Annotated in this window: 6 protein-coding genes; 3 read left to right on the top strand and 3 right to left on the bottom strand. The window is 72.9% G+C overall.

Features of this window, described 5'->3' with window-relative positions:
• The coding region (locus O3Q52_RS44360) for an FUSC family membrane protein (protein ID WP_332113002.1) at nt 1-616 on the bottom strand (616 nt) is incomplete at its 3' end.
• 240 nt (nt 617-856) lie between these two features.
• On the opposite strand from O3Q52_RS44360, the gene O3Q52_RS44355 reads away from it, so the two are divergent.
• A complete protein-coding gene (locus O3Q52_RS44355) occupies nt 857-1,420 on the top strand; it encodes a DUF4232 domain-containing protein (RefSeq protein WP_269654192.1) in 564 nt (187 codons plus the stop codon).
• A 24-nt stretch (nt 1,421-1,444) separates the two neighbouring features.
• Here O3Q52_RS44355 and O3Q52_RS44350 read toward each other — a convergent pair whose 3' ends face one another.
• Complete coding sequence (locus O3Q52_RS44350; RefSeq protein ID WP_269654191.1) at nt 1,445-2,617, bottom strand: DUF2786 domain-containing protein; 1,173 nt, start codon at nt 2,615-2,617, stop codon at nt 1,445-1,447.
• 91 nt (nt 2,618-2,708) lie between these two features.
• Between O3Q52_RS44350 and O3Q52_RS44345 the strand changes: the two genes are divergently transcribed.
• Both O3Q52_RS44345 and O3Q52_RS44340 read left to right on the top strand, forming a co-directional pair.
• On the top strand, nt 2,709-3,440 hold the full coding sequence (locus O3Q52_RS44345) for a Clp protease N-terminal domain-containing protein (RefSeq protein WP_269654190.1): 732 nt from the start codon (nt 2,709-2,711) through the stop codon (nt 3,438-3,440).
• Nucleotides 3,441-3,538: 98 nt separating this feature from the next.
• On the top strand, nt 3,539-5,248 hold the full coding sequence (locus O3Q52_RS44340) for a bifunctional 3'-5' exonuclease/DNA polymerase (RefSeq protein ID WP_269654189.1): 1,710 nt from the start codon (nt 3,539-3,541) through the stop codon (nt 5,246-5,248).
• Between the two features lie 253 nt (nt 5,249-5,501).
• On the opposite strand, the gene O3Q52_RS44335 is transcribed toward O3Q52_RS44340, so the two are convergent.
• Nucleotides 5,502-7,729, bottom strand: a 2,228-nt coding sequence (locus tag O3Q52_RS44335; protein WP_269654188.1) for a tetratricopeptide repeat protein, incomplete at its 5' end; no start/stop codon positions are given.

Raw genomic sequence — 7,729 nt, 5'->3', positions numbered from 1 at the left:
GGTGGGGCTGCGGGTCGAAGGACGCGACCGGCTCGTGGCGCAGCCTGCGCGCGTAGTCGGCCTCGGCGGCCAGGGCGTCGGCGAGCGCGTCGCGCTGGGCGCCCCAGCGTCGTACGGGGAAGAGGATGATCAGCGCGGCCTGCACCAGGCCGCCCACGATCATCATCGCGGCGTGGCCCGCGGCCTGGGCGACGGAGGTCGGCAGGGTGACCGTCACCAGCATGATCGCCACGTTCGAGGAGGCGATCAGGCCGATGGTCGGGCCCGCGGCCCAGCTCATCCCGGCGGCGAAGGTCCACACCACCAGCAGCGCGAGGAAGAGCGGCTCCTTGGAGATGGTGAGGTAACCGAGGAACGTGGACACGGCGAGGCTCGTACCGGAGGCGATGGCCAGTTCGGGGCGGGGACGCCAGCTTCGCTGGAAGGTCGCGATCGCCGCCTGGAACGCGCCGAAGGCCGAACTCGCGGCGGCCGCGGGGCCGAAGAGCCACAGGCTCAGCGCGATGACGATCGCGAGTCCCGCGGCTCCGCGCACCGCGATGAGCGGTTCGAGCCGCTTCTTCTCGACAGCGATGCCGGAGCGCGCGGTGTCCTTCAGCGCCCGTCGCCAGCTCACCGCGCCAGCGTACGCCGCGCGATGACCGACACCGGTGACCGATACCGATACCGATACCGATAGCGATAGCGATAGCGGTGACCGATACAGATGGCCGATGACCGATGACGAATGACGGATGGCCGATAGCCGATAGCCGATGACGGATGACGGATGACGGATGATCTACGAGCACCGCCACGCAACGGAAGTCCCCGCAAGCCGGACCCAGAAGCAGGTCCCGGAAGTCAGAGGTAAGCCATGCGCGCCCGACCGATAGCCGTCTCCGCACTCACCGCCCTCGTGGCGACCCTCGCCCTGACCGCCTGCGACGACGAGGGCAGCGGCGCCAAGGCGAACAAGGGGAACAAGAAGGCCGACAGCTCGGCATCCGCCGCCCGCTCCACCGCGTGCAGGGCCGACCAGGTCGGGCAGGAGGTCGCCGCGAGCGAGGCCCCGGCCGCCGGCGACACCGGGAGCGTTTCCGTCACCCTCACCAACCGTTCCGGCGGCGACTGCACCCTGGAGGGCTTCCCCCGCGTCGACCTGAACGCGGGCGGCACCACCTGGTCCCTCACCCCGGAGGAGTCCGCGAAGCCGGAGAAGCTGACCCTCAAGCCGGATGAGACCACCGCCTTCACGATCACGTACGTACGGGGGCCCGCGGGCGACGCGACGAAGGGTGCTGCCGTGAAGACCGTGAAGTTCGGCCTGCCCGGCGAGGGCACCGACCTGTCCTTCCCCTGGAAGTACGGCGAGGTCGCGCTGCTGAGCGAGAGCGAGCCGGACGCCTCGGTGGGCCCGCTCCAGCGCGTCGGCGACTGAGCCGCCGACCCGGAATCGCCGGGGTCACCGCAGCGGCGGCCGTGCCCTCACCTGGGCCCGGTCCGCCGCGGCGGCTCCTTCCTCCCAGCCGGCCGCGTCGTTGACCCCGCGCAGCCTGGTCGTGACGGTCGCCGGGAACATCCGCTCCGTCTCGTCCGCGACCGCCACGTCCCGGGCAGCCAGAACGGGCAGCAACGCCCCCTCACCGGCCGTCACCTGCCCCTCCGCCGCCTCCGCCAGCCGGTCGCCTGTGCGATGGGCGTACGCGGCGAGGAACGACTGACGGAAGGACTTCGTACGCTTCCTGCCGCCCGCCCGCTGTGCCGCCTCCGCCTTCGTCATCGCGGCGGTGGCCTGCACGAGGAGTGAGGTGTAGAGGAGTTCGACGGCCTCCAGGTCGGGTTCGAAGCCGACGACGGTCGAGAAGCCGAGGGCCTCGTTCCAGACCGCCCGGCAGCGGTTGGCCCCGGACACCGCGTCGAGGAGGACCGCCTTGGCCGTCTCGTAGGGCGGGTCGACGCCGATGCGGCAGGCGCCGGGCGCGTCCTTGGCGTGCGTACGGGCCGCGAGCAGCGCCTCGTCGATGCTGTGCCGCGCCATCAGCTCCTGCGCCTTGGCGCTGAGCGCCTCAGCCTCCTCCGGGAACCCGGTCGCCTCGGCCTTGGCGAGCAGCGCGCGGATACGGGTGAGCATGCGGGAGTCCTTCGGGGCGCCGGCCGCCGCCTTGGGCACGTCCACGTCCAGCGGCTCGATGGAGGGCAGGCGGAGCAGCAGCCGGTACAGCCCCAGTACGGCGGTGGCGTACGAGAAACGGTCGGTGCGGGGTTCGGGGCGGGGCCGGGCCTTCGTCCCGGAGACCCCGGCGGCCTCGGCGACCCCGGTGGTCAGCTCTTCGAGCTGTGCCGTCCAGCGCGGGCCGCGGGGCCGCTCGTTGCGGCGGCTCTCGTCGAGGATCAGCGCCGACACCAGGCGTATGTGTGTGTCGTCCAGCTCGCGGCGCACGATCCGTACGACATCGGCGGGTTGCCAGCCGCGCCGCCAGGCTCCCTCGATGAACTCCTCGCCCCGGCGGGCCAGTTCGGCGTCGGACGCGGGGTCGGAGGCGAGGAGCGAGGCGCCGGTGTCGAGGGCCGCGTCGGAATCGGCGTAGAGGGCGGCCTCGAAGGCGCGCTCCACGGTGCTGGGCGTACTGCTCATTCCTCGATCGTGTCACGCGTCGGGGAGGGGTCGGCCCGGCAAGTGTCAACTCGGGGTTGACGCCCTTCCACTGTCAACCTACGGTTGACGCATGACCACGAATCCACGTGCCACCACCTCCGTACGCCTCGACGATCTGATCGAGGCCATCAAGAAGGTTCACGAAGACGCTCTCGACCAGCTCCAGGACGCGGTGATCGCGGCGGATCACCTCGGCGATGTGGCCGACCATCTGATCGGTCACTTCGTGGACCAGGCCCGGCGTTCGGGTGCGTCCTGGACGGACATCGGCAAGAGCATGGGGGTCACCCGGCAGGCGGCCCAGAAGCGGTTCGTGCCGAAGGCGGAGTCGGACCTCGACCCCAGCCAGGGCTTCAGCCGCTACACGCCACGGGCCAGGAACGTGGTGATCGCCTCCCAGAACGAGGCCAAGTCCGCGGGCAACGACCTGATCCGCACCGAGCACCTGGTCCTCGGCCTGGTCGCCGAGCCCGACGGCCTCGGAGCGAAGGCGATCACCGCGCAGGGCGTCACCCTGGACGCCGTGCGCGAGGCCGCGACCGCCGCCCTCCCGCCGAGCGCCGATGACGTACCCGCGCTCATCCCCTTCGACAGCAACGCCAAGAAGACCCTCGAACTCACCTTCCGCGAGGCCCTCCGGCTCGGCCACAACTACATCGGCACGGAGCACATCCTGCTCGCGCTCCTGGAGCACGAGGCCGGCGCGGGCCTCCTCAGCGGGCTCGGCGTCGACAAGGCGGCGGCCGAGGCGAACGTCGCCGAGGCGCTGGAGACGGTGCGGAAGTCCCTCCAGGAGGACTGACCGGCCGACCACCGGGCAGTGCTTGTGCCCGGTGCCGGACACGGCCCCGAACTCACAGTTCAGGGCCGTTGTCAGACCCTCCTGCGAGACTCGCAGTCATGACCGACCGGTGGGCTCTCGCGCCGGCCGAGGACGGCGGCGCAGAGCTCGCTCCCCTCGGCCCCGACGGGCTGCCCGCCGGACCGGTCCTGCGGGAACCGGATCTCGCCGAGTCCGTACGGTCCCGGCCGGACGTCACGCGCTGGGTGTGGCGGTCGACGGCCGAGGTCTATCCGCGGCTGCGCGAAGCGGGCGTCCGCGTGGAGCGGTGTTACGACATGGAGGCCGCCGAGACCCTCCTCCTCGGCCACGAGGGGCGGCTCGGCGAACCCCGTTCGGCGGCAGCCGCCCTGGCCAGACTGCGCGGCGGCCCCGTGCCGCCCGATCCCCCTCAGCGCTCCGCCGAGCCCGGCTCGCAGTCCTCCCTCTTCGAGCCCCGCCCCGTCCACGTACCGCTGGAACAGCTCATCGAGGTGTACGGGCACCAGCAGCGAAGACACGACGCGGCCGCGCACCCCGGGCGGATGCGGCTGCTGACGGCCGCCGAGTCGGCGGGCATGCTCGTGGCGACCGAGATGAACGCGTCCGGGATGCCGTGGAGCGCGGACGTGCACCGGGACGTGCTGCACGAACTGCTCGGCGAGCGGTACACGGGCGGGGGCGAGCCGCGCCGCCTCGCCGAGCTGACGGACGAGGTGTCGGCCGCGTTCGGGAGACGGGTGCGGCCCGATCTGCCCGCCGATGTCATCAAGGCCTTCGCGCAGGCCGGAATCAAGATCAAATCCACTCGGCGCTGGGAGATCGAGACGATCGACCACCCGGCCGTGAAGCCGCTCGTCGAGTACAAGAAGCTGTACCGGATCTGGGTCGCCCACGGCTGGTCGTGGCTCCAGGACTGGGTGCGGGACGGGCGGTTCAGACCGGAGTACCTGCCGGGCGGGACCGTCACCGGGCGCTGGGTGACCAACGGCGGGGGCGCGCTGCAGATCCCCAAGGTCATCCGTCGCGCCGCGGTCGCCGACCCCGGCTGGCGGCTCGTCGTCGCGGACGCCGACCAGATGGGGCCGCGCGTCCTGGCCGCGATCTCCCGCGACCCCGGTCTGATGGAGGTCGCCGGGCGGGAGACCGACCTCTACCAGTCCGTGTCCGACCGCGCCTTCTCCGGCGACCGCGCACAGGCCAAGCTCGCCGTGCTCGGCGCGGTCTACGGCCAGACCTCCGGCGACGGCCTCAAGAACCTCGCACTGCTGCGCCGCCGCTTCCCCAAGGCGGTGGCGTACGTGGACGACGCGGCGCGGGCCGGCGAGGAGGGGCGGCTCGTGCGGACCTGGCTCGGGCGGACGTGCCCGCCGGCGGTGGGGTCGGACTCCTCGGGGGAGGAGGCCGGGATTCCGGAGAGCGAGCAGGTCGGCGTGCCGGGCGAGGGCGCCGAGCCCGGGGACGCCCAGGAGTGGGTGCCGGGGTACGCCTCCACCAACTCCCGTGCCAGGGGCCGCTTCGCGCGCAACTTCGTCGTCCAGGGCAGCGCCGCCGACTGGACCCTCCTCGTGCTCGCCGCGCTCCGCCGCACCTGCCGGGACATGGCGGCCGAGCTGGTCTTCTTCCAGCACGACGAGGTGATGGTGCACTGCCCGGCGGCGGAGGCCGACACGGTGGTCGAGGCCATCCGGGAGGCCGCGGAGCTGGCGGGGCGGCTGACGTTCGGGGAGACGCCGGTGCGGTTTCCGTTCACGACAGCGGTGGTGGAGTGTTACGCGGACGCGAAGTGAGCGGGGTGCGAGGTGAGCGGGGTGCGAGGTGAGCGGGGACGAAGCGAGAGGGGCGCACGCTGTCTGCCTCCCGTCGAGTTCTTGGCGGACGCGAAGTGAGAGGGGCCGAGGTGAGCGGGGGCGAAGCGAGAGGGCCGAGGTGAGCGGGGGCGAAGCGAGAGGGCCGAGGTGAGCGGGGGCGAAGCGAGAGGGCCGAGGTGAGCGGGGACGAAGCGAGAGGGGCGCACGCTGTCTGCCTCCCGTTGAGTCTCGCTCAACTCCCTTGCGTCAAAGGCCCGTTGAGTCGGATCAGCAACAGCTCCCGCAGTTCGTCGGTCACCGTGCTGTCGGTGCCGTCCAGGTCGTCGAGGGCCAGTTCCCACTGCTCGTACGCCTCGTCGGTGCGGCCCGCCGACCGGTACAGCAGGCCCTGCTGGTGCCGGGCGAGACCGGCGGTGTAGCGGTCGGCGCGCAGTTCGGCGCGGGCCAGCAGCAGGGCGCACTCGCGGGCGGCCCGCTCGGTGCGGTCGAGGCCGCGCAGCGCACGGACGAGACCGAGGCGGGTCTGGGAGCCGCTCTGCCAGTCGACCCCGTCCGAGACGCTCAGGGCACGGTCGAAGTGCTCCAGCGCACGGGCCGGTTCGCCGAGCGTGAGGTGGGCGTACCCGATGTTGCAGTGCCCCGACTCGCGGACCCGGGAGTCGCCCATGGTCTCGCCGAGCGCGAGGCTCCGCTCGTGCCACTCGATGGCGGCGCGCGGGTCGGAGTGCTCGTAGAGGTTGCCGAGGTTGCTGTAGGCGACGGCCTCGCCGTCCAGGTCGCCCAGCTCCCGCGCCAGCTCCAGGCTTTCCCGCAGGGCGAGTTCGCACTCGACGTACCGCCCCAGGCTTTCCAGCAGCAGCCCTCGGTTGTTCAGGCAGCGCTGGATGCGCGAGACGACGCCCAGGCCGCGCCAGCGTGCGAGGGCCTGGTCGGTCAGGACGAGCGCCTTGCCCGCCTGTCCCTGCATGAAGTAGAGGCCCGCCAGGTCGGACAGCGCGATCGCCTCGGCGGCGTCGTCCCCTAGCAGCCGCGCCACCTTCAGCGCCCGCCGCCCGAGCACCGACAGCTCGCGCAGCCGGCCACGGCGCTGCAGATACGGGAAGAGGGCGCGTACGAGGACGGGGACCAGCGGGGACGCGGCGGCGTGGCCCTCGACGAGCGCGACGACGTTCGCCACCTCGCGGTCCCCCCAGGCGACGGCCTCGGCGGCCGACGCGAACGGTACGGCCTCACTGCCGGTGTCGCCCGAACGCTCCGACTCGGCCGGTGTCGCACCCAGCCGGTTGTCGCGGTCGGCACCGGAGGGGATCAGGGCCGGTACGCACCGGCGGGCGGAGGCGATGTACCAGTGGAGGGCGATGTCGGTGGGGTCCGGGTTCGTGGAGCTGGAACCCGTGGGGCCGGAAGCCGTGAGCTCGGGGTCCGTTGGGCCGGGGGCCTCCCCCTCCGCCGCCTCCCGGGCGACCTCGCGGGCGAAGTCGCGTACGAGGTCGTGCGGGGCGTAGCGGCCGTACGCCGTCTCATCGAGGAGGGCGACGTCGACGAGACGGTCGAGGGCGGCCTCGGTCCGGCGTTCGCCGGTGCCCAGGAGCCGGGCGAGGAGCGGGACCCCGTACGTCGGCAGGTCGAGCGCGCCGATCCGGCGCAGGGCGAGGGCGGCGTCCCGGTCGGCCTCGCGGTCCGAGGCCCGCAGCGCGTCGAGGGCCACCGCGAGCGAGCGGCGCACGCTGAGGTCGTCGTACTCCAGGTGGTACAACCGTCCGTCGCTGGCCGCCAGTTGACCGGCGAGCGCGTCCGGCGTGAGGACCTGGCGGGCGGCGAGCCGGGCCGCGACGATCCGCAGTGCGAGCGGCAGCCGTCCGGTGAGACCGACGAGAGGGTGCGTACCGTCGAGGCCGTCCCGTCCGGAGACGGCCCGCAGCAGTTCGGCGCTCTCCTCGTCGGAGAGGGGGACGAGCGGGAAGCGGGTCACGCCGTCCAGCGCGGTGAGGGGCGAGCGGCTGGTGACGATCACCGCGCAGCCGGGACCGGCCGGCAGCAGGGGGCGGACCTGGGCGGCGTTCACGGCGTCGTCGAGTACGAGCAGGGTGCGGGTGGGCGCCAGGAGCGAGCGGAGCAACGCGCTTGCCGCGTCCGGGTGTTCGGGGACGCCCCGCGGTTCCACGCCCAGGTCGCGGAGCAGCGCGGCGAGGGCCTGCCCGACGGTGAGCGGCGGCACGCCCGGCGTGGCCCCGTGCAGCCGTACGTACAGCTGGCCGTCCGGGAACTCGGCCCGCAGCCCGTGCGCCACCTGCACGCCCAGCGCGCTCTTCCCGACGCCCGCCATGCCGCTGACCACGGCCACGCGAGGGTGGCCGGCCCCGGCCCCGGTCGACACGAGTGTGGCCCGCAGGCTGCCGATGGTCTCGGCTCGACCGGTGAAACAGAGGGGGGCGGGAGGGAGTTGGGCGGGGCGGGGGA

It is taken from the genome of Streptomyces sp. ActVer, assembly GCF_027270795.1.
GTDB classification, from domain to species: Bacteria; Actinomycetota; Actinomycetes; order Streptomycetales; family Streptomycetaceae; genus Streptomyces; species Streptomyces umbrinus_A.
This window is presented reverse-complemented; position numbering and strand designations above follow the sequence as displayed.